The organism is Chitinophaga rhizosphaerae, assembly GCF_003958645.1.
Taxonomy (GTDB): Bacteria; Bacteroidota; Bacteroidia; order Chitinophagales; family Chitinophagaceae; genus Chitinophaga; species Chitinophaga rhizosphaerae.
In genome coordinates this window covers 152,095-179,073 of record NZ_RXLO01000002.1, presented here as the reverse complement: position 1 = coordinate 179,073, position 26,979 = coordinate 152,095, and the positions used below count along the sequence as shown (strand labels likewise).

Genomic DNA, 26,979 nt, shown 5'->3' with positions numbered 1-26,979 from the left:
ATGTTGACAATTTCGCAAGACGTGAAAGGGCTCAGTTGCGTCCGAAATGACGTAACTCTTCGTTTGAGTACGGATGTGAATGCTTCCGGAGTTCGCTGGGGAAGTAGGATAAGTTTTTCTTCCGGTAATATTCAATCGGCAGATCCAGGCAAGCAATTGATATTTACCTGGGCAAGCGGCGCTGAGGCACTCACATTTACGTGTTCTGAAACGGGAGGTGATGGCAATTTTTATCCGCGTAGTTTGTTCATTAACGACAGCGCATTCATTGATGGGTTAGTTGCATCACTGGCCTCTTCGAATCAGTTTGCTCAGTTTTTTGATGTTAGTCGGGATGGAATAGCGCCCGCCATACTTATTCAGGCCCGCTATACCGGAATCCGGTACAATACCGTGATGTCCGGCAGTTTGCAATTTTCTGACCAAATTCAGGCCGTTGGCGCGGATCCCGCTGTAGACTATTCTATTCTTTTGGATATCTACGAAGAGCAGGAATTGAATTCCAATGAATTCAGGAAAATAATAGGCATGAAGTTGTTTCCGGATGCGGGCAGGAAGTTTAATGTCAACCTCCGCCGAATACTGGAGAACCCCGAACTGCTCCCCGGCAAGATACTTCCAGCCATTCCTCCCAATACGCTGGCGCGTCCTGTTGCCGTAAGCTCGTTCCTTAAACGATTTTACTACCGGATCCATGAAGTTACCAGTGGGCCATATCTGGGAACCGGATCCCATGTAGTGAGCGCGGTGAAATACGCTCTTCTTGGCGGGATAGGATACGACGCGGTACTGCAGGGGTTTGATCTGGAGGCCCATTTAATGCAACAATATGTGCCATTTTTGACCTGGTGTCCGGCCGGGAAATTGGTAGGTAAGGATCAGCCGGAATTCCTCTACTTTCTTCTTACAAACGCAGGGATGTATGATTCCGCTTCTCCCGCGACGGTAATGGTTGATATCCTACTCGGCAACGGGGTCCAGCTGCAGGGGCAGGAAGTGACTGACTTCCCTTCATTTAATCTTTGGCAACCTTACGTCGTACCTGTTGGAGTTTTTCAACTTGGCCTTCAGAGATTTTTGCCATCTCCAGAGGATGAAATCGCAGCTTACACGGTTTATATAAGGCACCGCGGTATAAGGATATCAGAAAAAAGGGAATTTCGAGTTGACTGGCAGTGTCCGGAGGATCGGCAGTATTTCCTGTTTCAAAATTCCCTCGGAGGAATGGATGTTTTATATACACATGGGCAGGAAATTTCGCTGTCCGTTACGGAAGCGATAGTGGAGCGGGTAGGGAGTGACGACATTCCTGATCCTACACATCGAGGGAGGTATGTTTCGGCATCGAGGACTCTGCACAGGGTGTTCACAACCTCAACTCGTGCGGTTGATAAGGGTTATCTGCGATACCTCCACGAGTTTTTTAACAGCAACCATATTTTCCTTTTCTATAAAGGCGTATACATTCCGGTGTTGCTTACTAAGAATTCCATGGAAACGCTAAAATTCAGACCTGATCTCCAAAGCATAACTGTTGAGTACAGATATGCATTTGATGATGCCGGCTACGGTGAATAAAATGTATACTGAGATGATTGAATTGAGCTACAACGGACAATTTTTTGATTTATCCCCCGAAACAAGGATAAACTTGGAAATAAACAACCCTATTTTCGATGATGAATTGGTTAATGGGAGCTTTTCATTTCCTTTCTTATTACCACTGACTGCAGCGACAAGGCGTATCCTGAACATGCCAGATATTGTCGAGAATATTCTCCCATTTCCGCGGACGCTGAAAGGAGTAAACCTCATCGTAGACGGCATTCCGCTATTCAAAGGAGATCTTGTCATTCGTCGGGTAACAGAAAGCAGCGTCGACACATTCTTTTTAACGGGTAACAGTTCGCTGCATGAGTTTGCTACCAAAACAAAAGTTATTGACCAATTGAGTTATACGCGAAGTTTCGATACTTCGGAGGAAGTTGGCGCTCATATGCTGGAGGCGGCGCAAGGAAATGTTGATACTTTTCCATATGTGTTTTTCCCTGTCGGGGCGCCGGATTTTTTTGGCGGAACTGAGCCACTGTTAACCTCATTGAGGACTATCCAGAATTTTTATCTGCTCCCGGGGTTTAAAGTAAGTGAAAGACTCGAAGCGACCTCCGCGGCGGCACAGTCATATCAATACATTGCCGTGACTCCCTTTCCCTACTTTACTTACATTTTACGTGAATGCTTAAAAGGTATTGATGTAAAATACAATATATTCGATCACGATACCAAACTTCGAACCCTCGTGATGTATAACAACTTTGGCCTTTCCAGGTATGTCAAAGAGTATCATCTCGGTATTGAATATTGGGTGAATAAAAATGATCGTTCCATTGATATTCGAAACCATATTCCTCCGGAACTTACAGTGGCCGACGTAATAATTGGCCTTAAATCGGTTTTTTGCCTTTTTTGTTATGTATCTCTTAAAGACGGCTCATTGGAATATGGTGCATTTTCCGAATTGCTGAACCGGCCAACTGAGCTTAACTGGACCAGTATGGCTGATTCCTCCTTCGAGATCAGCAACGATTTTGAGCGTGGAGTTAAATACGTGCCTGATATGAAAAGCGACGGAGCAGCCCAAAAATTTTTGCAAAGCATAAAGGGGCGACGAGTGCTTCCATGGTCGGCGGCGCCATTTCCTGCTGTACCAGGTGACGAAACTCTTTATCATGAGCCTGTGTTTGGCGAATATTGGATTTCGAGTGGCAATACGATACTGTATGAAAGGTTTTCCAAGGACTATACCGATTATTATTGGGAAGAAGCTGAGTACGAAGTGAAGTTCAGGATGGCACCATTAATTGGAGATAATATCACTGTGTGGACGGATGGAGTTGATCCCGGACTTACGATATATCAACTCGCTCCGATCGTGATGCTCCGTGGACGACAGTATGATCGAGAAGGCAAACTTAACGATTCCGCCTCCGCGCCGCGAATCACATTTTTCAACGGCTGGGCATTGGATAATAAGGGAAATCCGTATCCCTGGGGTAGTAGCACAACTTTAGCTTGGGAAGGTGCATCTGGCCTTCGAAATACTTGGTGGAAGTCATACCTTGATATGAGAAAATTCGGGAAAAAGGTAATTCGTCAAATAAGACTTTCTCTTACTGATTTAGCTGAATTGGATTTATTGAAGAAAGTACGAGTGGAAAATTCAAATTACCTTGTAAAGAAGATCAACATTGAATTGCCCATCCGTAGCCCCGCTAAAGTTGAGCTTTGGAAGGTCGAGTAAGCTTAAACATTACCATCAGATAGCCTGTTTCTGAGTACTTCAACCAAAGCATCTTTAAAATGGGCCTGAAAATATTTTTCAGGATCGCGTCTGATAAGTTTGAATGGTAGCCAGGTGCCAATTTCAGAGTGATCCGGTAAGGTACGCCGGATTTTTCTGTGCAAGGCCGGCAACTCTTCACTCACATCCATGCTATGGAGGTTGATAAGTTGCTTTGGAATTTTATAGATCCGTAATTTCCTGACAGCGGTGAAACTTGAATACCAGCCAACGCTTTTTGCAAAGTCATCCACCAATTCTTCAATCGAGTCGTAGCCATGAAACGATAATTGCCCATTTTCGGCAAATGTACCGTGCGAAATCAACATATATAAGTATGTCTTTTTTTCAATGTTGACAGTAAACCCCGGCAAGTAAATGTACCTGAATCTGCCTTTAAGGAATTGAAACATGGTAATTTTCGAATTCTGAAAATAGATGCACGTAGTATTGTTCTGCTTCTGCGGCCCGAAGGAGAAAGCCTGCGTACATGTATGGTTTGTCGACGAATGGAAGCTCCCGAAGGATTTCGTGAGAGGTAAAGTCCCCTTCAGTATAAACTGACGGCCTTTCAATACCGCTGGTAAAGAATGTGAACGGCAATCGAAATACTACTATTTGATCCAATATTTTCGGATAATTCTTGTAGCGTAATGTATAAAAGAAATGTTTGAAATATTCATAGTCGGAAATTAGCAAATGCTCGGTCCCGCGAATAGCTTTAACGGTATTACCCTCAGCACTTAAATCAGTAATATTTCTTTGAGCTGAAATGATTATAGTTCCTGACGTTTCGGCGAACTTTAAGCCGAGCGCATAAAATTTATCCATGTTGCACATTTTTTACTTTGAGTAATAGTACAAGAATGTAAAACTATATAGATCAGTGATATATGCATTTTTGATGTCTCCATTCCAATAAAAGTGCGTCCATCCTCCCTTTTCGACTTTCGGTATGATTTTCTCAATGCTATTTTGAAAATATTTCGGGGCGATCCTTTCTTGAAAACTTGCGGTTTCAAAAACGGCTATTGGAATTTCGTAGATACCGACATTGCGCCATAGCTGGCGCGGCCTATCAAAATAATCGACAACATCCTGATAAATTGCATCCATACTCGCGTATGGGAATATCTGATCTTTTCTTTCAAAAGCCAGCTTTCGTGGGAACAGGCTATTTTTTTTTAGACGTCCCAATGTAATTTTTGGACAAAGGAGATGAACCGTTTTGCTGGCTTCATAAGAGTAGCCTAAAACAAATCCGGAATACTCGTTTGCCATGCGTGAATACTCGATGTAATGTTTCATATAATATAATACGCACCACGAGTACCAAAAAGTCCAAATTGGAAAAAAAATATTTTGGAGTCGCAATATCCTCTTTCTGATTTGAACAATCAAGTCGATATTAACAATCGGATAACTACTTTTTATGCAACTGCCTTAGAAGGCTTTTCACCGCATATTGTGCCAATTTCAGGAAAGCAAGTTTTTAATTCCTCAATGTTTAGTGCGCCGAGGTTCGAAAGATAAATTTCTACCATATCCAACGAGAACCACCGGCCTTGCTCCTTCAGTCCTTTAATATCTTTTGTCGCTTTGTAGTAGGAAACTGCTCCGGTATGCTTCCATGAGTATAGCACATACTTCGAGTTAAATCGTAGTTCTCGGAGAATCGACCTGTGTAGGTTACCTAAATGATTTACTGACATTAATTCGCCGCCAGGATGTCCAAATTTTGAAATTAGGTAATTTGACTCTTCATATTTAAGAACAAATCGGAGCTGTTCAATAAAGGAATCGGGAATCATTACCGTCTGCGTTTTATTGTTTTTAGAAATTTCTGCTCTCACGGTAATTGTTTGGTCTGCGAAATTAATATCACCAACCTTTAACTTTCGGATTTCTCCTGGTCGCAGTAAGCAATAATAACTCAATTGGCATGCAAGCCAAAGATGAGGATGACGCTCTTGAATAATTTTTGAAAGGAGCTGTTGTTGATCAGTTCGAAAAGCACCGGCAGAAACTGAACTTTCCTTTAAGCGGCTGGTTCCTTTAAGTGGATTGTGTGGAATCACCTCTCCATTGACAAGGTATTCGAAGTAAGTTTTCAGGACACGGACATAGGAGTTTAGGGTCTTGTTAGACCGAGTCTTGTTTTTGTTGAATTTAATGCCAGTTTGGGTGCTGAGATATTCCAAGTATTCCTCTAAACAGGATCTTTCCTTATAGTTTTTCTTGGATTTGTCAAAGAAGCGGGCGCTAATCTCTTCCTTCGGAATTTCTCTGACTTCACAAAAATCCGTGTAGTTCGATTCCCTAAACCATAGGAGGAAATGTATGATTTTGGTTTGGTAGGTTGAGACGGTTTTTCCGCGGAGTTTAGATTTGGTCGCCTGGAAGACATTTTCCAGCATTTTTATCAATGAGAGTTTCTTTATCGTTTCCGGCTTCAATTGATGGCTGGGCGCCATTGTTCCGGTTACGCTTTTGTCGCGGTCTTTGTATGGCTCATTTATGGCCCGACCGTACTTGCGGCTGAGGTCTTTTAAGATCCTCAACAGTTCCTCTTCCTTTTCTTGTCGGGTGTGATACCGGTTTAGATTTCCCCGGGCTTTGTCTCTCTTACCATTGACCCTATATAATACGTACCATGCACGCGAAAGGTCACGATCCACCGGATAAACCTGGTAATAAAATTTTTTTTCAGTATCCATTGTCCAAAATTTTGGAGTCCAGATACTGTTCGGTGAAACTTGGGATCAATATTCAGCGAGGAACAACTTTTTTCGCACTCGTTGAACACTAAAAAAATGAAACCCGCCATGGTGGCGAGTTTCAGAACCTAAGTGGAGGATAGGGGAGTCGAACCCCTGACCTCTTGCATGCCATGCAAGCGCTCTACCAACTGAGCTAACCCCCCGTAGAATGGAGTGCAAAAATAGGCGCTTTTTTTAAAATTCAAAAAAAATCTTTTGCAATTTTTCCTGCGCCTGTTCACAACGTGAATTCACTGCGTATTATTAAAGCGTAGAATCACGCATTTTAGTCAGGGATACCCCGTTTTCAGCAGGCTTATTCTTAAATGAGAAAAATTTACATGTATATTGCCGTTGGAAATTTTAAACCATCCTACACTATGATTAAACATGTTACTGCCGCGTTGCAAAAATTCGCGGACTTCAAAGGCCGGGCTACCAGGCCGGAATTTTGGTATTTCTTCTTGTTCAACCTGATTGTTACCTGGGGCGTGTACTTCATCCTTGCCATGGTGATGGGAGAAATCGCGGCATCCATGGTTCAAATGATAGTTTCCCTCGCGCTCCTGATCCCTTACCTCGCCGTTGCTGTAAGGCGTATGCACGATTTGGGTAAAAGCGGTTGGTTCATCCTGATCCCGATTTACAATCTGATACTGTTTGCCACCGAAGGCGAAAAAGGCGATAACGAATATGGCCCCGATCCTTTGGAGACGGACACGCAGTTCGATTTTGAGAAAGATAGCGCCGCTAAGTAATTAACTTATCAGCATTTTACCTGAAGCCCCGCAGCCGCGGGGCTTTTTTCATTCCCGCCGTTCATCCCTCCCCAAAAACGATTAGCAAAACATCTCCCATCCCCCCACCACCGAAATTCCGTATTTTCATCCCGGAATTATGAAGATCCTCATCATCGAAGACGAAAAAGCCCTCGGCCAAAGCATCTCCGACTACCTCCAGGCGGAAGCATACACCTGCGAACTGGTGGCCGATAAACACTCCGCCCTGCAGCGCATAGAATCCTTCGACTACGACTGCATCCTCCTCGATATTTCCCTGCCAGACGGCAACGGCCTCCAGGTCCTCAAAGCCCTCCGGGAAAACAACAAGACAGACGGCGTCATCATCATTTCCGCCCGCGACGGCATCGAAGACCGCATCCGGGGCCTCCAGCTCGGGGCAGACGATTACCTCGTAAAACCATTCCACCTGTCCGAACTGAGCGCCCGCATCGCCGCCGTCATCCGCCGCAGGCGCTTCTCCGGCACTTCCATCCTCGAAGCCGCCGGCCTCACCGTAGATACAGCCGCCAGAACGGTCCGCGTCGGGAATCAACCCGCAGACCTCACCCGATCGGAATACGACCTGCTCCTCTACCTGCTCACCAACCGCAACCGTGTAGTATCCAAACATGCGATAGCAGAACATTTGTCGGGCGATGGGGAGGGACTGTTCGATAATTACGATTTTATTTACGCCCACATGAAAAACCTCAAGAAGAAACTCATCCAGGCCGGCTGGACCGATCATATCAAAGCGGTATACGGCATGGGGTACAAACTCGAAGCGCCCTGACACGTAAAAAGTTTCACCGATGAAGTTGCTCAACAAAACCCTCCAATATTATTTCTGGCTGTCGATCGTGTTGCTCATGGTTGCGATCCCGGTATTTTATTACGTGCTGCAACGCATCGTGTTGTCTAACATCGACGCCAGTCTCGTAGCCACCAAAACGCAGCTCATCCCGCGGCTCCGGGTCATGGAAATGGAGCCGGAAGCGCTCCAGCCGCAGCTGGACGATGGGGTGACGCTCGAAAAAGCGCCCCGCCGGCCCGAAAGCGATTCGCTGTACACATCCGATAAATACCGCCTGCTCACCTCTTACCTCGTCATCAACCAGGAAACGTACCGGCTGCAGATCAAATCGTCGCTGGCAGATCATCAGCGGCTGATCGGGAGCATTATTATTTTACAATCGGTGTTGCTGATTTTGCTGTTGACGGGATTGCTGCTCATCAACCAGTCGCTGGCGAAACGCATCTGGAAGCCTTTTTACCAGACGCTTCGCAAGTTGCGGGCGTATAAGGTCGACGATCCGGCACCGTTGCAACTGGCGCCTTCGGGCATCAGCGAGTTCGGGGAACTGAACTCGGCGGTGGAACAGCTGGCGGAAAGAAGCCGCCAGTCCTATCTTTCCCAGAAAGAATTCGCGGAAAACGCCTCCCACGAATTGCGGACGCCGTTGGCGGTTTTCCAGGGAAAACTGGAAATGCTCATGCAAACCACGCCGCTGTCCGAAGAACAGGCCGCGCTCATCAGCGAACTGGCAGACGCCAGCCACCGGATGACGCGGCTGAACAAGGGGCTGCTCCTGCTTACGCGCATCCAGAACGGACAATTCCCCGATACGGCAGCCGTGTTCGTCCGTGAAACGGCGCGGCATCTGCTGGCGCAATACGAGCCGCAGATCGCGCAGAAAGGGTTGAAGGTGGAAGAAGACTGGCTGGATGAATTGCCGGTAAACATGAGCCCCAACCTCCTGGAAGTATTGCTGGGCAACCTGCTTTCCAACGCCATCCGCCACAATCTGCCCGGCGGGAAGATCGTGGTGAAGGGCGCCAACGGTGTGTTGACCGTCAGCAATACAGGGCAGGCTTACCCGCTGCAGGAAGACCGCATCTACCAGCGTTTTGCCAAGAACAGCAAGGATGCGGAGTCTTTGGGCCTGGGCCTGGAGATCGTCCGCAAGATCTGCGACCTCTACGGTTTCGAAGTGAAATACGGCTGGGAGAAAGGCATGCACAACTTCCAGGTGATAATGAAAAGTTAAAATCGTTCCCCGCTTCCCCGATATTCAGAAAGTATTCAGAATGCCACGGCAGTTTTACACCATAAAACTCTGGATACTATGATCAATAAGAAACTCATTGCAGGCTTCCTCATCGGAGGGGCCGTGGTAGCCGGTGGATTCGCGCTCAGCGGCAAAACCGGCAGAATTTCGGATGGTATCGGCTTCGGAAACCCTGAACCCCTCATTCAAACAGCATATACAGGCCCGGCTTCGGCCCAGCCTACTGATTTTGAAAAGGCGGCAGGGAACGCAGTACCCTCCGTCGTGCATATCCGCACGCTCGTGAAAAGCAGGCAGGTAGCCCAACAAAATCCGTTCGAAGGGATGGATGACGACATTTTCCGCCGTTTCTTCGGTGAAGGCGGCCGCCGGCAATTCAGCACTCCCGAACAGCGGGCTTCCGGATCGGGCGTGATCATCAGCGAAGACGGTTACATCGTCACCAATAACCACGTGGTGAACGGCGCCTCCGAGATCGCGGTCACACTGACCGACCGGAAAAACTACAAGGCAACGGTGATCGGTACCGATCCCAATACCGACCTGGCCCTCATCAAGATCGACGCGAAGAACCTGCCTGCCATCCCGGTCGGCAATTCTGACGACGTTCGCCTGGGCCAATGGGTGCTGGCCGTCGGCTATCCCCTTAACCTCGACGTTACCGTAACGCAGGGCATCATCTCCGCCAAATCGCGCAGCATCGGCATCAACCGCCAGGGTTCCGCCCCGGTGGAAGCCTTCCTGCAAACGGATGCGGCCGTGAACCCCGGCAGCAGCGGCGGCGCGCTCGTGAACACGAACGGGGAACTGGTGGGCATCAACTCCGCCATCGCTTCGCCTACGGGCGCTTATGCGGGATACGCGTATTCCATCCCGTCTAACCTCATGAAAAAGGTGATCAACGACATCAAACAGTTCGGCAGCGTGCAGCGGGGTTACCTGGGCATCTCCATGGCGCCCGATAACCTCGACGATGCACAGAAAAAAGAGCTCGGCATTACCGCTAACAATACGGACGGTGTGTACGTGATGGATACCGATCCTTCAGGCGCAGCGGCAACAGCGGGTGTGAAGAAGGGAGACGTGATCACGAAAGTGAACGGCGCAGTGGTGAATTCCGGTTCCGAACTGTCTGAACAGATCGCAAGGCTCAAGCCCGGCGATAAAGTAGCGCTCACACTGCAGCGTAATGGCAGTGAACAGCAATTGCACGCAACATTGAAAGGTAAGCTCGGCAATATGACCGCAGGCAACGGCGCTTCGGTGAGCGCACTGGGGGCGGATTTTGCAGCCCTCTCACGCCAGGATGCAGCCAAATTGGGCATTGCAGGAGGCGTGCAGGTGAAATCCATCGAGGAAGGCGGCCTGCTCGACCAGCAGACGAACATGAAGGAAGGATTTGTAATTACCCGGGTGGGCGGCATCGCCGTACGCACGGTAGACGAGCTGAAAGCGGCCCTGGCGCGTCAGAACGGCAATTACCAGATCGAGGGTACATATCCCGGCAGTGGAAAAGCTTATTATTACGGTATCAATGAAAACTAGGAAGGAATTGTAACCAGGGGGTCCGTTTTCCGGGCCCGTTGCCCGGGGAACTTATATGGCTTCTTCATCTCGTATGAAGAAGCCTTTTTTTATTTACTGATCGCGGAAAATGCCCTCTATGACATCTTTCAGCTCCTTGGGCTGCAAGGGCTTCTTGAGCAGGCGGATCACCATCGGGTTGGCGTTGGTGCGGGAAATATCGCCGAAGTCGAGGGAAGAGGAAACCATGATGATGTAACACTGGTTCTTGATCTTCTGCGGATAGGAATCGAAGGAACGGAGGAACTCGAACCCGTCCATTTCCGGCATCTGGATATCGAGGAGGATGACGGTGGGCGGGATGTGGGGGAGGGTAATGTTGCTGGACAGGAATTCCAGCGCTTTATTGGCATTGCTGAATGAAAGGATCGTCCGGCTGATCTGCTGAATGGATATGAGCCGTTCATGCAGTAGCAGATCGATATCGTTATCGTCGATTAATATTACGCGGAGATCAGGTATCGAATTCATTTCTGTTCGGAATGGTAATTTCAAATTGCGTGCCTTCTCCGTAACGGGAATCTACGCCGATGGTGCCCCCGATCTTGTTGAGGGCTTCTTTTACAATATACAGGCCTATACCGCTTCCGGGTTTGTTGTTGTTCTTGGAGCGGAAGAACATTTTGAAAATGTTGCTCAGGTGCTCGCTGAGTATCCCGATCCCGTTATCTTCTATCCTGATCGTAGCTTTATGCGGCTCTACCTTCACGGAGAGGCTCACCTGCGGGGAGGTCTCGTCCGGCTTCTGATATTTAACGGCATTGCTGATCAGATTGTTCAGGATAACGCTGATCCGGAAGAAATCTCCCTTGAAAGGCACCGGCTGGTCTACATTCACATTGAAACCGATATTGGTATTCTGATGCTTGAACGTATCGATGCAATCGTTCATCAGCGCCTGGAAGTCGATTTTCTCATACTCCAGGTCCAGCCGTGAATTCCGGTAATATTCGATGATCTTCTGGATGAAACTGTCCAGCCGCGTGATGCACACTTCGATCATCCCCATGTACCCCTGCGGGTCGGTCATCGTATTATCGAGCCGGCTGAGGTTGATGATGCCCTGCACGCTCATGAGCGGCGCGCGGAGGTCGTGCGAGGTGGAATAGATGAACCGGTTCAGTTCGTCGTTCGTTTTTTCCAGCTCCGCCACCTTTTCCTTCAGCTGCTTGCGGGCGGAATAGATCTCGTATGCGTTATTGATGGTTTTGAACAGCTCGTGCTCGTCCCAGGGTTTTTTGATGTAGGAAAAGATGTGCCCCTTGTTGATGGCGTCGATGATATCTTCCACGTCGGTATAACCGGTGAGGAGGATGCGGATGGGGTCCGGCAGCAAATCCTTGATCTCGTTGAAGAATTCCACACCGGTGGTGGTGGGCATCTTCTGGTCTGCGATGATGATATGTACTTCGATTCCTCTCAGTACCTGCATGCCTTCGGCGGCAGAACTGGCGGTATATATCTCGTAAGTTCTGCGGAAATTCGCGCGGAATGCATTAAGGTTATGTACTTCGTCGTCGATGTACAAAATCCTGATACGGCTATTTTTCATGTAGGGTTCTTTCTGCTTTTATTTACGCATGACTCTGAGCGATAGGCACATTCTGGGGTAAATATATGATAAATTCCGCTCCGTTTCCGGGTTCGGAGTTTACCACGATCCTTCCGTGGTGCTTCTCGATGATGCTAAATACGATGGATAGCCCGAGGCCCGTGCCTTCGCCGACGTCTTTGGTCGTGAAGAACGGCTCGAAAATCTTTTCCTTTACCTTGTCAGACATGCCGATGCCGCTGTCTTTGATACTGATGCTCACCATCTGGTCGGCTTCCAGCCGCGTCTTGATCGTCAGCCGTTCGTCTCCCTGGTCCGGCTTCATTTTGATGGCGTTCAGCGCGTTGTTGATGATATTGAGGAACACCTGGTTGAGCTTGCCGGCGAAGCATTCGATTTTCGGCAGTTCGCCGTAATCGTAATGTACCGTCACGTTCTTGGGGATATTGTTGCGGAGCAATACCATGGTGGAGTTGAGGCCGTCATGGATGTCTACCGATTTGAGGTCGCTTTCGTCGAGACGGCTGAAGGTGCGGAGGCCTTTCACGATCTCGGCGGTACGGTTGGCGCCGTCTTCGATCCCTTTGATAAGGGTATCTATCTCCTCATGCAGATACCCGATATCGATCTGCTGCTTGAACCGTTCGATCTCCGCCAGTTGCCCGGCCACGTCTTCTCCCGGACGAATGGTGTCGTATTTTCGCAGCAGGGAACGGATATCCTCGAAATCGAGCTTCAGCGGCTTGATGTTGGACGTTACGAAGTTGATGGGATTGTTGATTTCGTGGGCGATGCCGGCGGTGAGCTGACCGAGCGAGGCCATTTTCTCCGATTCCACCAGTTGCGTCTGGGCGCTTTTCAGGTTGGTGAGCGCTTTGTTCAGTTCACCGTTGGCGGTTTGCAGCGCCTCGGTGCGTTCGGCCACTTTCGCTTCCAGTATCACGTTCTGTTCGCGCACCAGCTGCTCGTTTTCCTGCGAAATTCGAAGCGCCACCGCCTGGGATTCCTCCTTCTCCTTCCGGTAAATATTGATCTTGTTGGCCAGCGCAAAGGAAAGCAAGGTTACCTCCGCCGCGGAGCCCACCTGCAGGGCATAATACGTGAAGTCGTTATACGGCAGGATATTGAAATTCCGCAACACGAAAATACATACGCTCGCCAGGAAAATCCCCCAGGCCACGAGGAAGTAAGCCGCGGGCCCGTACCCTTTCCGCCACACCTTGAAGCCCACGAAAATCGCCAGCAGCGAAGCCGTCATGGCAATGATCTGCGTCATCATGTTCGCCACGAAGTGGTTGTCCATCAACGTGGGAACGAGCGCCAGCGAATAGGCGATCACCACGCCGGTGAGGAGTTTGTGCCCCAGTTTGTACTTTTCACGGGTATGCAGGAACGACTGGATAAAAAGCGCCGCCGTGATCCCGTTGAAAACCGGGATGATGAGCGTATCGTGCATCGCCAGCCATGGACTGTTCGGCCACAGGAAACGGAATGTATACCCTTGCTGCGAGGCCTGCGTAAGGCCCACGCAAATGATATAGCTCACGTAAATGAGATAGCTGTTGTCGCGCACCGTGAGCCAGATGAAGAAGTTGTACAGCGCCATCACGAGAATGATGCCGGCATACAGCCCGAAAATGAAGTTACGCTCGGTATTCTTGGCGAACAGCGTGGATTCGGCGCCGAGGTACATGGGCAGCTGAGCCTGTTCGCCGGCGCGGATCTTCAGGTAATATTCGCGGGTTTGCCCCTGCTGTATGTCGAGGGGGAAGATGTAGTTCTGATGGTTGATGGGGCGTACCTTAAAAGGCTGATACTGGCCCAGTTCGGTCACTTTGTACCCTCCGCCCGGGAGCAATTCATAGAGCGAAATCTCGTCGATCGTGGGGTATTCCACTTCGAGGAGGAGCCGGGTGATGGGCGTGGCGTTGCTGACGTGGATGCGTGCCCAGCTGGTGAAGGGTGTGATCTGGAGGTTGGGCACCCTCGTGCCGGAAGGCCGGAATTCCTGCTTGCGCACCTGGTCGATGGTAAGCTCGTTGGAACTGTCGATATAAAGATCCAGGTATTCGCCTACCTGCAAAAGCTGGGCGCTGTCGCGGAACACGACGGGCGTCTGTGCGCGGGTCGTCAATTGGGCAGCAAGGGTAACCAGGATCAGGGCGAATAAACGTATAGACATTTTAGTTCACGATTGTTATATAGTCAGGCGGCAAATTCCGCAGCAAACATACTGATTTTAAGGAACCATTTGTGGGAGGCCCAACATGTAATTGACTTCGAAGGTCCCTTTGGGGCCGGTTTCCGTGCGCACCTGGTTGGGATTGCTCCGCAAGTCGGCGATGAGTGCCTGCTCCGAGGGGTCGGCGCTGGCCAGCTCGTGGTTGTCGCGGATGATCATCGCCGTTGCCACCAGGTCGTCTTTTGGATAATAAAACACCCCTTCATTCCCCAGCGAGGTGTCGATGACCGCGCCTACACGCTTGGCGCCTCTCACCGTTACCGGTGCGCAAAGTACGTGTACGTTTCCCACGGGCAGCTGGGTGGTGAGTGCCACACAGACCCGGCTGAGGATGAGGCTCCCGATGCCCATGCCGGCCACTTCCTTGGAGTTCCACAGCCCGCAGATTTCCGCACTGCCGGGCACCACGTCCGTATACACTTTCGGATCGTACTTGCCCACTGCCATTTCGATGGGGAGCGGGAGTACGCCGTCCGCAATCTGAACCCGGGCGCCACCGTAGGTCTTGGTGCCTGTTTCGTCTTCCACGATCACCACTACCGTATTCCGGTGGCTGATCCAGTCCACATTGCCGGATGTGATTTTGTGAATGCCGAAGTAAATCTGCAACAGCTTACTATGGCCCTCGTAAAATCGCATGGCAGCTTCCGGGTCGTCTGGTGCGAAAAATGCCCTAACGTTGATCGGTGCGCTCATTGAATGCTTCGTTTAGTTAATTTGGGCGTTATTGAATGAGTTGATCGAAATCCACATAATATCTGCCGGAGCTTTTCAGCTGGTCCAGCAGTATCCTCCGGCAGGTGTCTGTCACCAACGCCCCGCCCAGCATAACGGAGGAGGCCAGTTGCGGCCAGGTGGTGATGGTTTTGCCGATCTCTCCCAGCGAATATTTCATGCGGGGGCTCATGTCTGCCATACCCGCCATCGGCCCCAGGATGGGAATCTTTTCCTCGTTGCTCAAATGTTTCAACATGCCCAGGTCTTCGATAGGAGGGATGAGCCCGTGCAACAGGGGGTATTCCGGGTCGAGGTCGAACCGCTCGATGTCCAGCATACCGCGGTCGTTGGTATCCATGACCACGGGGATGCGGTGCTTGCGGGCTTTCTGGCGGCTGAGGATCTTCACATCGATCCCGTCGCATTCCTCTACCAGAACGTCCAGCTTGCCGCCGCCGGTGAGAAAATCGTCTAAATTCGCTTCCGTAGCCCCGTCCAGGTACACTTTCACCTGGATGTAAGGGTCGATTTCCGCGATCTCCCGCGCCGCTACGATCACTTTGGGCATCCCCAGGTTGTCGACGGTCGTGCGCAGGCGGTTCATATTCGTCAGTTCCACATCGTCGAAATCCGCCAGCCGCAATTCCCCGCAAACCCGCTCCATAGCCAGTGTGAGGGCAATGGTCTGGCCTACGGAAAGACCGATGACACCAATTTTCTTTTCCTGCAGCACATCTCTTTCTGCCGCCGTGATCTTATGCATGTTCCGCGAAGTGCGGAGCGCGATGAATTCTTCCTTTCCGAGCAGGTGCACCAGCTTGGCCGTCCATGGGTAAAAAACCCAAACGCCGTACTGGTCTTGCGGAACGCCGTTCAGATGCGCTTCCACGGCCGCGGCCGATTCCGCTTCCGACAGCCGGCGCGCCGGGTGCTGGACTTTCACCAGTTCCCGGAGCTGGCCGGCCAGCTCATCATATACCCTAATATACGGTTGCGCCTGCAGCAATTGCTGCAGTGCTGCCTGATCTGCAGCCCGGTCCGGGTAGAAAAATTCCGGAGTGAAGGTGATAGGCACCGATTGTGTCTCTTGTATGCGTTCCTTTAGTGTCATACTGCCGCTACGCTCGATTTTCTTTTAATGATTTATTGCCTGAGCTCTGATACTTATATCCAAAAATCAAATGCCGCCCGGCTTCGTTTCGGCTGCCGGCCGGTGTAATTCGTTGCATTCAACCGTTTGCATAAGCCCAACGGCCGGGAATCCTGTGTCACCTTTTCCCTTTTCAGGAAACAGGGGTTTTAATTAATGAACTTGAATGGAAAAGAATAGCGCTTGATTTGACTTTTAAGGGGAGATGGACGATGCCCGGATTTCGCCGGATTTGGTAGTCAGGCTCGCCTGCGGCACACTTTTCGTACCGTCGGGGACTGATCCTGGCTCCAGGGATAAATGGCTTCATCTTTTCAAAATGATTAAGTACACTACAGCTTACACATGAATAGAAAAGTAAAATAGCAATTAATTTCAAATTAAACGAGAATCGAAGGCTTTATTTTGCAGTAACCGTAAAATAATGGCCTTCGCAGCTGCAAATTAATAAAACGCCCATCATTGGTGTAATATTTGCGTGGTTTTACGGTGGAAATAATAGATTTGTAATAATAATATGTTCATTATGAATAAGAGAGAATTCATAAAACTGGCCGGACTGGCCGGCGTGGCTGCGATAGCCAATCCGTCTGGGCTTTTTGCAGGGGAGCAACATAAAGACCTCCTCGCCGCCAAAGCCCCGTTCGAACTGCCGCCCCTTCCGTATGCCGCCGGCGCGCTGGAGCCCAATATCGACCAGCTCACCATGGAAATCCATCACGGAAAACACCATGCCGCTTATGTGAAAAATCTGAACGATGCCCTGAAGTCGAGCCCCCTCGCCTCCAAATCCCTTGCTCAGATCCTGTCTGCCGTTACCGCGGCAGCGCCCGCCATCCGCAACAACGGCGGCGGCCATTACAATCACTCGCTCTTCTGGAGCCTGTTGTCGCCCACCAAGACAGCACCCTCCGCCAAACTGAAATCCGCTATCACCGCGGCTTTCGGATCAGACGAAGCCTTCCGCCAGAAATTCGGCGACGCCGCCAAAGGCGTATTCGGCTCCGGTTGGGCATGGCTCATCGTGAAGAAAGGCGGCCAACTCGCCATCACTTCCACCCCTAACCAGGACAATCCGCTCATGACCCACCTCGCCAAAGAACCCGGAACTCCCATCCTGGGCCTCGATGTGTGGGAACACGCCTATTACCTCAAACACCAGAACAAGCGCCCCGACTATATCGCGGCCTTCTGGAACGTGGTAAACTGGGAAAAAGTGAGCGCGCTCTACGAAGAAGCCCTCAGGAAATAAGGCCCCCGGCCCAACATATGCCCGCGACCGTTGCCCTGCGCAACGGTCGCTTTTTTACGACCGTTTACCCAGCCATCACCGGGAATTTTCCCCGGATCAGGATTTCCGTCCAAACGAAAAAAGGCCGGCACCCGAAGAGGGTACAAGCCTTTCCATCATATTACTTCCCGGGAATTACCTTTTCGTTTCCATAGCCGTTCCCTGCGGCGCCAGTTGCACCTTTTCCCCGAAACTCACCGCCGCCAGCGTAATCAGCAGCATCCCGCCGAAAAGCAGCAGCATCAATCCCTCCTGCGCCCGCTTTTTTGCCACCAAAGCCGCGCCCACGGCCGTGAAGATCATATACAAAATACCATACGCCATCTCCGCGATATGCCAATCCGCATCGGGCCGGAAGTATTTCGGCAGCAATTCCGGGTGATATTTGCCCGCCAGCGGCAGCAACGCCAGCATCAACCCTCCGCCAATGCCCGGGAAGACCAGCAGCCCGAGGATCCAGGGCCGCATGCGGAGCCGCCCCTCCACCACACGGTGCACCTGCACCGCCGCCAGGTACGCCAGCGGCACATGCAGCAACGACGCACTTTCCAGCGGCGCGCGCATCACGGATAGCACCAGCAGTCCCGTCCAGAAAAACGCCCACATCCACCACGACATATCCCTGTTTTCCGCCGGCTCCGCCAGGTAAATAGACCGCGTGCGCGCCGTCTGCAACCAGGTCAAGGCAAACACCAGCGCCGGGAAACAGGCCACCATGGCCAGCCAGTGCAGCGAAAACGGGTTGCCGTAGGAAGCATAGGGTGGGATGCGAAGCCCCGCCAGTCCGCCGCGCCAGCCCAGCCAGGCATAATACCAGCCCGCCGTCACCGCGGCGATCATGACGATGAATAACAGCTGCGGCCACTTCATACCGGTATGGAACCGCTTCCAGGTCCAGTACACCAGCCCCGTCAAAGCCCAAATGACAGGCGCCATGAGCCCGGCAGACAAGGTCGCAATCCCCAGGCCTACGCCCGACAAGGCCGCCGCGCGCCAGGGCGAAGTGCTCCACGATACGCGGTAAGCCAGGTATATGGAAAGAAAAAGGAAGTAATTGCCCCAGATCATCGGCGCATCGCTCCTGAACAACAGTTGCGGCAGCCAGGAACCCACGAGGATCAGGGCCCACCACATCCCGAAACGCTCATCGTCGCGCCGCTTCCCGAGCTGGAAACAGGAGAGCACGGTCAAAATGCCCGCCAGCGCGTTGGGAACGCGGGCGGCAAATGGACCGTTGCCGAAAACCGCTTCCGCGGCAGATTGTAGCCAGCCGTACAGCGGAGCGTCGGCACCCGGCGCAAGGCCTGTCCGGAAAAAAATAGGAAAAGGAAGGAACAGCAGTGCTGCTGCCAGAACTGTCAGGATTTGCTTCATCGGTCGGTATGGTTTGCCGGTCTCTCGGGCCGTTTAACGGTAATAACGCCATTTTCCCAGCCGGTAGTGCCCGGCCGGAGAAAGCAGTTACCGCATCAACCGTGCCGCAAACTCAGGAAGGCTGTTTTTTGAAGCGTTTTTGCCACTCCTTTTTCACGCGCTGGAAGAAGCGGTAGTAGAATTCCTTGTTGAAAAGCTGGCTGTCGTTCATGGCCTTGTACACCAGGAAAGCCGAAATGGGCAACAAAACGATATTGGCGAGCCACATGCCGCTCCAGGAAGCCATAACTTCCCGCCGGGCCATTTTTTCGCCGGTCATGAAGAAGATGTTGAAGACGACGAAGAAGATCACCGCAAACACGAGCGGAGTTCCCAGCCCGCCTTTCCGGATGATGGAGCCCAGCGGCGCACCGATGAGGAAAAGCACCACGCAGGCCGCCGCCAGGGAGAACTTGCGTTGCCATTCCACCTTGAAAAGCGAGATTTTTTCTTTATTGTCGACGTAATCTCTGGAAGAAGTGGAAAGGCTCGACTCCGATTCCCGGAGGTTCGACTCCACCCGCTCGATCACGTACCTGCGGCTGGCTTCAGGGATCGAATTGAAAAAGGTATCCGTCGCCAGGGGCTTCACCTGCGCCGCCCAGCCCGTGTCTTTCCACTTGTAGAACGGATACCGGGTGGTCACATAGGCGTTGACGGTACGCACGATGGAGGAATCGATGCGGCGGAGCGAATCGATGCCGTAATCCAGCTGGCGGACGTTCAGCATCTGTTGGTTGCTGGCGAAAAGGTCCATCGGCAGGCGGTCGAACGCGAACGTCTGGAGGTCGAACGGTTTGATGTATTTCTTGAACCCGAGCCTGATCAGCTCATTGCCTTGCTGGGCGCGGGTATTGCCGCGTTCTTCATATCGCCAGCCGTTATAGAGCGTGAACAGGAGGAAACGTTTGTCGGCCGACAATTCCATCGTGCCTTTTTCGGCGAGGATGATGCGCGGGTTTTTATCCCCCAGGGAGTTTTCATAGATCATCACCTGGTGGATGGTCTTGTTATCCGCTTCTTTCTTCGCTACTTTGATGGTGTACCCCGGGATGTCGCCGTAAAACACGCCCTGTTTGATGTTGAAGGCGGGTTTGGAATTGGTGATATCGTAGAGGAGCGATTTGGCGCGAAGGTTGGCAATGGGGATGATATAGTTGGCGAAAAGGAAGGCGCCGATGCCGATGCCGATGGAAAGGAACAGCAGGGGGCGGATGAACCGGAGCAGGGAAATGCCCGCCGATTTGATGGCCACCAGTTCGAAGCTTTCGCCGAGGTTGCCGAAAGTCATGATGGAAGAAAGGAGCACGGCCAACGGAAGCGCAAGCGGAACGAGGCTGGCGCTGGTATAGATGAGCAGCTCCATGATCACCGGCGTGTCCAGCCCTTTGCCCACGAGATCGTCGATATATTTCCAGACGAACTGCATGATGAGCACGAACAGCGTCACGAAAAACGTGGCGATGAATGGGCCTACGAAGGTTTTGATGATCAGTTTATCGAGTTTCTTCACGAATCGGCGAATGAAAAATAAAACGGTAAAATGTAAAAAGGCCTGGTTTTCAGCTTATTTTTGAAAAGCGGCCGCACAAAGTTAATACGAATCCGGACAGGAGGAACAGCGGCCCGCTCAAAAATTGGTTAATATTTTCGGCATGGAAGACTACAGGCTTACGGAAAGCGAAATGGCGCTGGCGGCAGACGCGGAGATCATTCTCACGAAAAACCGGGTGATCGAAAAGGTGTATGCGATGTTTGGATCGCTGCAATCGGCCATGGAGGCGGATATGACGATCGGAGGGTTGAAGCTGGAAGGGGCGCAGCCGCCGAAGATATCGCGGGGAGAACAATACCTGGGCCTTCCGTACGTCATGCTCGACTATCCCCGTGCTTTTTCACGGAACAGTATATTCGCCTGCCGCACGTTTTTCTGGTGGGGGCGCTATTTCAGCCTCACGCTGCACCTGGCGGGGGAGGAGCTGGAGCGCCTGCGCGGCGTGTTAACGGGCATGCACGAACGGCTCGCATCCGCGGGATGGTACGTTTGTGTGAACGACGACCCCTGGCAGCATCATTTCGGCGAAGACAACTATCGCGCAGCTTCCACCCTCACGCAGGCGCAATGGGAAAGCTTACTGCATCAGCCCTTCGTTAAAATAGCAAAACAGTGTAAGTTGACAGATTGGGAAAATATCCTGCCCGTTGCGGCGGTAGAATATGCATCGCTGCTGGGCTGTTTGGGAGGCTCCTCAGTTCGTTAGTTGCCGATACGGTGGAAAAGGTCCTTGATCTGGTAATCCCAGAGCTGGCTTTGGTCCGCCACTTCCTTCTTCTCTGCGAAATCCTTGATTACCAGGATAGTCATGTTCGTTACTTCGGATATCCGAATCCTGAATTCGAAATACTCGTTTTTGGGAGCATGTGTCCAATGTAAGCGGATAAACTCGTCTTCTTCCTGTTCCAGCACTTCTGCTTCCTCTGCGGACCCATTCCAGGAAAACGAAAAAACATTATCCCGGAAATCCACCTTGTCGGCAAACCATTCCTGCAAACCAGCAGGGGTCGACAAAAATTCATAAAGAATACTTGGGGAGCACCGCACCGGATATTCTAACTCATATTGCACTTTCTTTGACATCGCACTGTATTATTATAGAAATCAAAATCATCTGCCTGCAATTATAGAAAATTATTTATTCTATCAAAATAAATCTTGAAAAACATTTTCCCGCCTAAAGCCTTCATTTTCACGATTTATAACAAAATGGAATATAAAAAAATTTAATTATGTATTTTGCGATTGAAGAAACGGTTAAACCAACCCCGTTCTCTACCCGCTGGTAATCATAAGTGAATCCAGCATCAGTGCCGGTTAATGCGGCATACACAGACGGATTATTACCAACAATCGATTTTGCTTGAAAAGGATTCAATGGTTAGTATTTTTTTTTGGGTCGTATCTAAAAAAAGTTATTTTTGTTGGGCATTCTTCTAAATTAACTTATTTATAACCTGTAACTGTTCCCGTGCTATGTCAATGCGCCAACTTAAAATCACGAAGTCTATCACGAATCGTGAGTCCCAGTCGCTAGAAAAGTATTTGCAGGAGATCGGCAAAGTGGATCTCATCACGCCGGAAGAAGAAGTGAACCTGGCCATCCGCATCAAGCAGGGCGACCAGCGCGCGTTGGAAAAGCTCACCAAGGCCAACCTCCGCTTCGTGGTGTCTGTAGCCAAACAGTACCAGAACCAGGGCCTTTCCCTTTCTGACCTTATCAACGAAGGCAACCTCGGCCTCATCAAAGCCGCCCAGCGCTTCGATGAAACCCGCGGTTTCAAATTCATATCATACGCCGTTTGGTGGATCCGTCAATCCATCCTCCAGGCACTCGCAGAACAGTCGCGCATCGTGCGCCTCCCGCTCAATAAAGTAGGCCTGTCCAACAAAATCAGCAAAGCCTACTCCCAGCTCGAACAGGAATTCGAACGCGAACCCTCGCCCGACGAGCTCGCCACCATCCTCGAAATCAACACCGAAGAAGTGGAAGCCACCCTCGGCGTTGCCGCCCGCCACGTGTCTATGGACGCTCCGTTCATCGACGGCGAAGACAACTCCCTGCTCGACGTGCTCGAGAATCCCAATGCCGTTAGCGCAGACGAGGAGCTCGATCACCACGATTCCCTCCGCCGCGAAATCGAACGCTCCCTTTCCACCCTCACCGACCGCCAGAAAGACGTGATCATGCTCTATTTCGGCATCGGCGTGGAACACCCCATGAGCCTCGAAGACATCGGGGAAAAATTCGGTCTCACGCGCGAACGCGTACGCCAGATAAAAGACAAAGCCATCACCAAACTCCGCACCACCTCCAGAAGCAAACTGCTGCGGAATTATCTCGGTGGCTGATTTTTTTCCCGCGAACGCAACAAAAACTTATTTTTGCAGTCCAAATGGTGAATATTCGAAATATTCACCATTTTGCATTTTTAAAGATCATACCAGTTTACCAATATGTTTGAATCATTATCAGAGCGGCTCGAATCGGCCTTTAAACAACTAAAGGGCGAAGGTCGTATCTCGGAAATCAATATCGCCACTACCGTGAAAGAGATACGCCGCGCCCTGGTGGACGCGGACGTGAACTACAAGATCGCCAAAGACTTTACCGATAAAGTAAAAGACAAAGCCCTCGGCGAAAAGGTGATCACCGCCATTTCTCCCGGCCAGCTCATGGTGAAGATCGTGAAAGACGAACTGGTGGAACTGATGGGCAACACCGAAGTGGAACTCGAGCTCAAAGCCAACCCCACCGTGATCCTCATCGCCGGCCTGCAAGGTTCCGGTAAAACCACCTTTTCCGGTAAACTGGCCAATTTCCTCAAATCCAAAAAGAACAAAAAGCCCCTGCTCGTAGCAGCGGATATCTACCGCCCTGCGGCGATCGACCAGCTGCAGGTACTCGGCGGCCAGATCGGGGTGGAAGTATATAGCGAGCCCGAAAACAAGAACGCCGTTCAGATCGCGGAAAACGCCATCAAACAGGCGAAAGCCAACGGCAACAACGTCGTGATCATCGATACCGCCGGCCGCCTGGCCGTGGATGAAGTGATGATGACCGAGGTAAGCAACGTGAAAAAAGCCGTGCAGCCCCAGGAAATCCTCTTCGTGGTGGATTCCATGACCGGCCAGGATGCGGTCAACACCGCCAAGGCTTTCAACGAAAAGCTCGATTTCTCCGGTATCGTGCTCACCAAACTCGATGGCGACACCCGCGGCGGCGCGGCCCTCACCATCACCTACACGGTGCAGAAACCGATCAAGTTCGTGTCTATGGGCGAAAAGCTCGACACGCTCGACGTGTTCTACCCCGAACGTATGGCCCAGCGTATCCTCGGCATGGGCGACATTACCACCCTCGTGGAGCGCGCTCAGGCCCAGTTCAACGAAGAACAGGCCAAGAAACTCGAGAAGAAGATCCGCCAGAACCAGTTCGATTTCGACGACTTTAAAGAGCAACTGCAGCAGATCAAGAAAATGGGATCCATCAAGGATTTGCTCGGGATGATCCCCGGCGTAGGCAAAGCCGTGAAAGACCTCGATATCAGCGACGATGCGTTCAAGGGCATCGAAGCCATGATCAACTCCATGACGCCCGCAGAGCGCGCCAACCCCGACCTGATCGACGGGAGCCGCCGCCGCCGCATCGCGAAGGGCGCAGGGAAGGAAATCGCCGACGTCAACCAGTTCATGAAGCAATTTGAACAAATGCGTCAAATGATGAAAATGATGAATAAGATGCCTGGAGGAGCCAAAGGGCTGAAAATGAAATAAGTAAAATAGCGGCAAAAGTGAAAAGTGAACTTTTATTTTGTAAAATTCAATTTTAGCTATACATTTGCTGCCCCAATAGAAACAATTTTTTTTCACCACTCGCAAAAAATAATTCGACTTATTTATGCCAGTTAAGATCAGATTACAGAGACACGGCGCCAAGAAAAGACCTTTTTACTTTATCGTAGTGGCTGATGCCCGCGCGCCCCGTGATGGTAAATTCATTCAGAAAATCGGTACCTACAACCCGCTGACCGTACCGGCTTCTATCAACATTGACACGCAGAAAGCGCTCCGCTGGCTGCAGAAAGGTGCTCAACCCACCGACACTGTTCGTAGGATCCTGTCCTTCAAAGGCGTACTGTACCTGAAACACCTGCTCCGTGGTGTGAAACTCGGTCTGTTCGACGAACCTACCGCTTACACCAAGTTCGAGCAATGGCAGGCTGATCACGAAGAAAAAGTGACCGCCCGCCGCGAAAGCCAGAAAAGAGTAGTACGCGCTGCCACTCCGGTAGTCCGTAAAGTTGAGGACGCCGCTCCGGCCGCTCCCGCCGCTGAAGAAGGCGAAGCACCGGCAGAAGCATAATCCGCTGTATAACACATTTCAAAAAGGGAAGATTTGCTCGCAAAGATTCCCTTTTTGCTTTTTTATCACACCTGCTCATGGCGAACTATTTCAATATCGGCAAACTGGCCGCCGTTCACGGCACAGACGGGGAATTCCTGCTGAAGCACAGCCTCGGCAAACGGTCTTCCCTCAAAGACGTGGCCGCTATTTTCATCGAAGCGCAGAAAAACAGTTTCCTGCCTTATTTCGTGCAGAAAGCCAAAGCCAAGGATGCGGAGCATATTTACGTTAAACTGGAGGGGATAGACACCCGCGAGGCCGCCAGGGCTTTTTTGCAGAAAGGCGTGTATCTCCAGGAAGAAGATTTCCAGGCGCAGGCTTCCGGCCAGGCGCCCCTGAGCCTCCTGGGCTTTACGGCGCAGGATACGGAGCATGGGGTGCTGGGAACGGTGGACGAGATCATCGAAATGCCGCACCAGCTGCTGGCACGCGTCACCTACAGGGAAAAGGAAATGCTGCTGCCGCTGAACGAACAGACCATGTTAAAGGTAGACCGCAAGGGCAAGGTGCTCCATCTCGAACTGCCGGCCGGCCTGCTGGACATTTATTTAGGGTAACAGAAATAAGTTATGCGGATAGATATCATTACCGTACAGCCCGATCTGCTGGAGAGCCCGTTCTCCCACTCGATCATGAAAAGGGCGAAAACAAAGGGCCTGCTGGAGGTAAACATCCACCAGCTGCGCGATTTTTCCACCCTGAAGAACAGCCAGACCGACGATTACCAGTTCGGCGGCGGGGCAGGAATGGTGATGATGATCGAACCGCTGGTGACCGCGATCGAATCGCTGCAAAAAGAAGTAACCTACGACGAGATCATCTACATGACGCCCGACGGGCAGCAATTCAACCAGAAAACGGCCAACCGGCTGTCGCTCAAAGGGAACCTGCTGATCATCTGCGGCCATTACAAGGGGATCGACGAGCGGGTGCGGGAGCATTTCGTGACGATGGAGATCTCGATCGGTGACTTCGTACTGTCTGGCGGCGAACTGGCCGCAGCGGTGGTGGTAGACGCGATCGGGCGGCTGTTGCCCGGGGTGCTGAACGACGAAACTTCGGCCCTTTTCGACTCATTCCAGGACAATATGCTGGCGCCGCCGGTGTATACCCGTCCGGAAGAGTTCCGGGGCTGGAAAGTGCCTGCGGTCCTCATGAGCGGGGATCACCGGAAGATAGACGAGTGGCGGCACGACGAGGCGTTAAAACGTACAAAAGCCCGCCGGCCGGACTTGTTGGACCATGACTGAATCAAATAAATTTTAAAAAACCGGGAAAAGGTGTTGGTTATTGGATATTCTTCCTTACCTTTGCCGTCCTAATAATAATTGAAAGATGAACGCGATTTCTTTTGTTCACGAGCAGTTGACTGCTAATAAGCAATTTCCGAAGTTTAAAGCCGGTGACAATGTTACCGTTAACTATAAGATCGTTGAAGGCAACAAGGAGCGTATCCAATCCTTCAAAGGTGATGTGGTAAAGATCCAGGGCACTGGTTTCACGGCTACTTTCACTGTTCGTAAGATTTCTGACGGGGTAGGTGTTGAAAGACTCTTCCCGCTGTACTCCCCCAACATCGACGGCATCGTGCTGAACAAGGTTGGTAAGGTAAGAAGGGCTAAACTGTACTTCCTGCGCGAGCGCCAGGGTAAAGCTGCCCGTATCAAAGAAAAAAGGGTTTAGTATTTTATACAGGGAAATTAGTATGCGGGGATCCGAAAGGATTCCCGCTTTTTTTGTTGATAGACAAGGGGTTATGAACGGATGCGGAGGAGACCTTAAAACTCGATTAAAGTGGGGTGGAAGGGTTGCGGAAGCCCAAATAAACGTTATCTTTGTTAGCTGAACATCTATAAAAAACTGAGAAATGACTGCTATTTTCGTTAAATCACCTTTTTTACTTTTCCAGGAACTCGGTATGACTGAACTGATTCTCATCGCCGCAGTGGTTTTGCTGCTTTTTGGTGGCAAAAAAATTCCCGAACTGATGCGTGGCCTGGGTAAAGGCATCCGTGAGTTCAAAGATGCAAAGGATAACGTGCGCCGCGAAGTAGAAGAAGGGATGCGTGAATCCGACGTTAAAAAACAGGCTTAATCCAAGCTCCCGCGACTAAATA

General features: G+C 50.9%; 27 protein-coding genes and 1 tRNA gene. 15 read left to right on the top strand and 13 right to left on the bottom strand.

All coding sequences use genetic code 11. The features are described from left to right. Together EJ361_RS04230 and EJ361_RS04225 are read left to right on the top strand one after the other, a co-directional pair. Positions 1 to 1,578, top strand: a complete 1,578-nt coding sequence (locus EJ361_RS04230; protein WP_126244114.1) for a hypothetical protein — start codon at positions 1 to 3, stop codon at positions 1,576 to 1,578. After that, positions 1,547 to 3,301, top strand: a complete 1,755-nt coding sequence (locus EJ361_RS04225) for a hypothetical protein (RefSeq protein WP_164714079.1) — start codon at positions 1,547 to 1,549, stop codon at positions 3,299 to 3,301. The genes EJ361_RS04230 and EJ361_RS04225 overlap by 32 nt, the downstream gene beginning before the upstream one ends. Positions 3,302 to 3,303: 2 nt before the next feature. On the opposite strand, the gene EJ361_RS04220 is transcribed toward EJ361_RS04225, so the two are convergent. The 5 genes from EJ361_RS04220 to EJ361_RS04200 form a co-directional block, all read right to left on the bottom strand. Further along, positions 3,304 to 3,669: a hypothetical protein gene (locus EJ361_RS04220; RefSeq protein WP_126244112.1), complete on the bottom strand. Its 366-nt coding sequence runs from the start codon at positions 3,667 to 3,669 to the stop codon at positions 3,304 to 3,306. 67 nt (positions 3,670 to 3,736) lie between these two features. Next, positions 3,737 to 4,171 (bottom strand): hypothetical protein, encoded by a 435-nt coding sequence (locus tag EJ361_RS04215; protein ID WP_126244111.1) that lies wholly within the window; start codon positions 4,169 to 4,171, stop codon positions 3,737 to 3,739. 12 nt (positions 4,172 to 4,183) lie between these two features. After that, positions 4,184 to 4,648, bottom strand: coding sequence for a hypothetical protein (locus tag EJ361_RS04210; protein ID WP_126244110.1), 465 nt, complete (start codon positions 4,646 to 4,648; stop codon positions 4,184 to 4,186). Positions 4,649 to 4,770: 122 nt separating this feature from the next. Continuing rightward, positions 4,771 to 6,057: a tyrosine-type recombinase/integrase gene (locus tag EJ361_RS04205; protein ID WP_126244109.1), complete on the bottom strand. Its 1,287-nt coding sequence runs from the start codon at positions 6,055 to 6,057 to the stop codon at positions 4,771 to 4,773. 133 nt (positions 6,058 to 6,190) lie between these two features. Next, a tRNA-Ala gene (locus EJ361_RS04200) sits at positions 6,191 to 6,263 on the bottom strand. Between the two features lie 177 nt (positions 6,264 to 6,440). Between EJ361_RS04200 and EJ361_RS04195 the strand changes: the two genes are divergently transcribed. The 4 genes from EJ361_RS04195 to EJ361_RS04180 all read left to right on the top strand — a co-directional run bounded on the left by EJ361_RS04195 (position 6,441) and on the right by EJ361_RS04180 (position 10,495). Further along, positions 6,441 to 6,857: a DUF805 domain-containing protein gene (locus EJ361_RS04195; RefSeq protein WP_240646542.1), complete on the top strand. Its 417-nt coding sequence runs from the start codon at positions 6,441 to 6,443 to the stop codon at positions 6,855 to 6,857. A 139-nt stretch (positions 6,858 to 6,996) separates the two neighbouring features. After that, on the top strand, positions 6,997 to 7,674 hold the full coding sequence (locus tag EJ361_RS04190) for a response regulator transcription factor (protein ID WP_126244108.1): 678 nt from the start codon (positions 6,997 to 6,999) through the stop codon (positions 7,672 to 7,674). 19 nt (positions 7,675 to 7,693) lie between these two features. Continuing rightward, complete coding sequence (locus tag EJ361_RS04185) at positions 7,694 to 8,929, top strand: sensor histidine kinase (protein WP_126244107.1); 1,236 nt, start codon at positions 7,694 to 7,696, stop codon at positions 8,927 to 8,929. A gap of 78 nt (positions 8,930 to 9,007) precedes the next feature. Continuing rightward, complete coding sequence (locus tag EJ361_RS04180) at positions 9,008 to 10,495, top strand: trypsin-like peptidase domain-containing protein (protein WP_126244106.1); 1,488 nt, start codon at positions 9,008 to 9,010, stop codon at positions 10,493 to 10,495. 93 nt (positions 10,496 to 10,588) lie between these two features. On the opposite strand, the gene EJ361_RS04175 is transcribed toward EJ361_RS04180, so the two are convergent. From EJ361_RS04175 to EJ361_RS04155, 5 genes are read right to left on the bottom strand one after another with little or no spacing between them, the layout of a single operon-like run. Then, positions 10,589 to 11,005, bottom strand: coding sequence for a response regulator (locus tag EJ361_RS04175; RefSeq protein WP_126244105.1), 417 nt, complete (start codon positions 11,003 to 11,005; stop codon positions 10,589 to 10,591). Further along, a complete protein-coding gene (locus tag EJ361_RS04170; protein WP_126244104.1) occupies positions 10,989 to 12,086 on the bottom strand; it encodes a sensor histidine kinase in 1,098 nt (365 codons plus the stop codon). Before EJ361_RS04170 ends, EJ361_RS04175 begins: the two co-directional genes overlap by 17 nt. Before the next feature lie 22 nt (positions 12,087 to 12,108). Then, positions 12,109 to 14,268 carry a sensor histidine kinase gene (locus EJ361_RS04165; protein WP_126244103.1) on the bottom strand — a complete coding sequence of 720 codons (2,160 nt, stop codon included), beginning with the start codon at positions 14,266 to 14,268 and terminating at the stop codon, positions 12,109 to 12,111. Between the two features lie 57 nt (positions 14,269 to 14,325). Further along, on the bottom strand, positions 14,326 to 15,024 hold the full coding sequence (locus EJ361_RS04160) for a hypothetical protein (protein WP_126244102.1): 699 nt from the start codon (positions 15,022 to 15,024) through the stop codon (positions 14,326 to 14,328). Between the two features lie 28 nt (positions 15,025 to 15,052). After that, on the bottom strand, positions 15,053 to 16,120 hold the full coding sequence (locus EJ361_RS04155; protein ID WP_240646541.1) for a ThiF family adenylyltransferase: 1,068 nt from the start codon (positions 16,118 to 16,120) through the stop codon (positions 15,053 to 15,055). 601 nt (positions 16,121 to 16,721) lie between these two features. Here EJ361_RS04155 and EJ361_RS04150 point away from each other — a divergent pair. Beyond that, positions 16,722 to 17,447, top strand: coding sequence for a superoxide dismutase (locus EJ361_RS04150; RefSeq protein ID WP_126244100.1), 726 nt, complete (start codon positions 16,722 to 16,724; stop codon positions 17,445 to 17,447). Between the two features lie 174 nt (positions 17,448 to 17,621). Here the strand turns inward: EJ361_RS04150 and EJ361_RS04145 are convergent, their stop codons facing one another. Continuing rightward, positions 17,622 to 18,860: an ArnT family glycosyltransferase gene (locus tag EJ361_RS04145; RefSeq protein WP_126244099.1), complete on the bottom strand. Its 1,239-nt coding sequence runs from the start codon at positions 18,858 to 18,860 to the stop codon at positions 17,622 to 17,624. Between the two features lie 112 nt (positions 18,861 to 18,972). Continuing rightward, complete coding sequence (locus EJ361_RS04140; RefSeq protein ID WP_126244098.1) at positions 18,973 to 20,412, bottom strand: LptF/LptG family permease; 1,440 nt, start codon at positions 20,410 to 20,412, stop codon at positions 18,973 to 18,975. A 142-nt stretch (positions 20,413 to 20,554) separates the two neighbouring features. Between EJ361_RS04140 and EJ361_RS04135 the strand changes: the two genes are divergently transcribed. Beyond that, the gene (locus EJ361_RS04135; RefSeq protein WP_126244097.1) at positions 20,555 to 21,160 is read left to right on the top strand and encodes a hypothetical protein; all 606 of its coding nucleotides are present in this window, start codon (positions 20,555 to 20,557) and stop codon (positions 21,158 to 21,160) included. Here EJ361_RS04135 and EJ361_RS04130 read toward each other — a convergent pair. After that, on the bottom strand, positions 21,157 to 21,537 hold the full coding sequence (locus tag EJ361_RS04130; protein ID WP_126244096.1) for an START-like domain-containing protein: 381 nt from the start codon (positions 21,535 to 21,537) through the stop codon (positions 21,157 to 21,159). The genes EJ361_RS04135 and EJ361_RS04130 overlap by 4 nt on opposite strands. A gap of 393 nt (positions 21,538 to 21,930) precedes the next feature. On the opposite strand from EJ361_RS04130, the gene EJ361_RS04125 reads away from it, so the two are divergent. The 7 genes from EJ361_RS04125 to EJ361_RS04095 all read left to right on the top strand — a co-directional run bounded on the left by EJ361_RS04125 (position 21,931) and on the right by EJ361_RS04095 (position 26,957). Continuing rightward, positions 21,931 to 22,806: a sigma-70 family RNA polymerase sigma factor gene (locus tag EJ361_RS04125; RefSeq protein WP_206614510.1), complete on the top strand. Its 876-nt coding sequence runs from the start codon at positions 21,931 to 21,933 to the stop codon at positions 22,804 to 22,806. Positions 22,807 to 22,911: 105 nt separating this feature from the next. Continuing rightward, the gene (gene ffh / locus EJ361_RS04120) at positions 22,912 to 24,231 is read left to right on the top strand and encodes a signal recognition particle protein (RefSeq protein WP_126244095.1); all 1,320 of its coding nucleotides are present in this window, start codon (positions 22,912 to 22,914) and stop codon (positions 24,229 to 24,231) included. A gap of 124 nt (positions 24,232 to 24,355) precedes the next feature. Further along, complete coding sequence (rpsP, locus tag EJ361_RS26125) at positions 24,356 to 24,820, top strand: 30S ribosomal protein S16 (protein WP_126244094.1); 465 nt, start codon at positions 24,356 to 24,358, stop codon at positions 24,818 to 24,820. 77 nt (positions 24,821 to 24,897) lie between these two features. Continuing rightward, positions 24,898 to 25,419, top strand: a complete 522-nt coding sequence (gene rimM, locus EJ361_RS04110) for a ribosome maturation factor RimM (protein ID WP_126244093.1) — start codon at positions 24,898 to 24,900, stop codon at positions 25,417 to 25,419. Between the two features lie 12 nt (positions 25,420 to 25,431). Further along, positions 25,432 to 26,112 carry a tRNA (guanosine(37)-N1)-methyltransferase TrmD gene (trmD, locus tag EJ361_RS04105; RefSeq protein ID WP_126244092.1) on the top strand — a complete coding sequence of 227 codons (681 nt, stop codon included), beginning with the start codon at positions 25,432 to 25,434 and terminating at the stop codon, positions 26,110 to 26,112. A gap of 85 nt (positions 26,113 to 26,197) precedes the next feature. After that, complete coding sequence (gene rplS, locus EJ361_RS04100) at positions 26,198 to 26,545, top strand: 50S ribosomal protein L19 (RefSeq protein WP_126244091.1); 348 nt, start codon at positions 26,198 to 26,200, stop codon at positions 26,543 to 26,545. Positions 26,546 to 26,729: 184 nt separating this feature from the next. Beyond that, a complete protein-coding gene (locus EJ361_RS04095; protein WP_126244090.1) occupies positions 26,730 to 26,957 on the top strand; it encodes a Sec-independent protein translocase subunit TatA/TatB in 228 nt (75 codons plus the stop codon). Positions 26,958 to 26,979 lie beyond the last annotated feature (22 nt).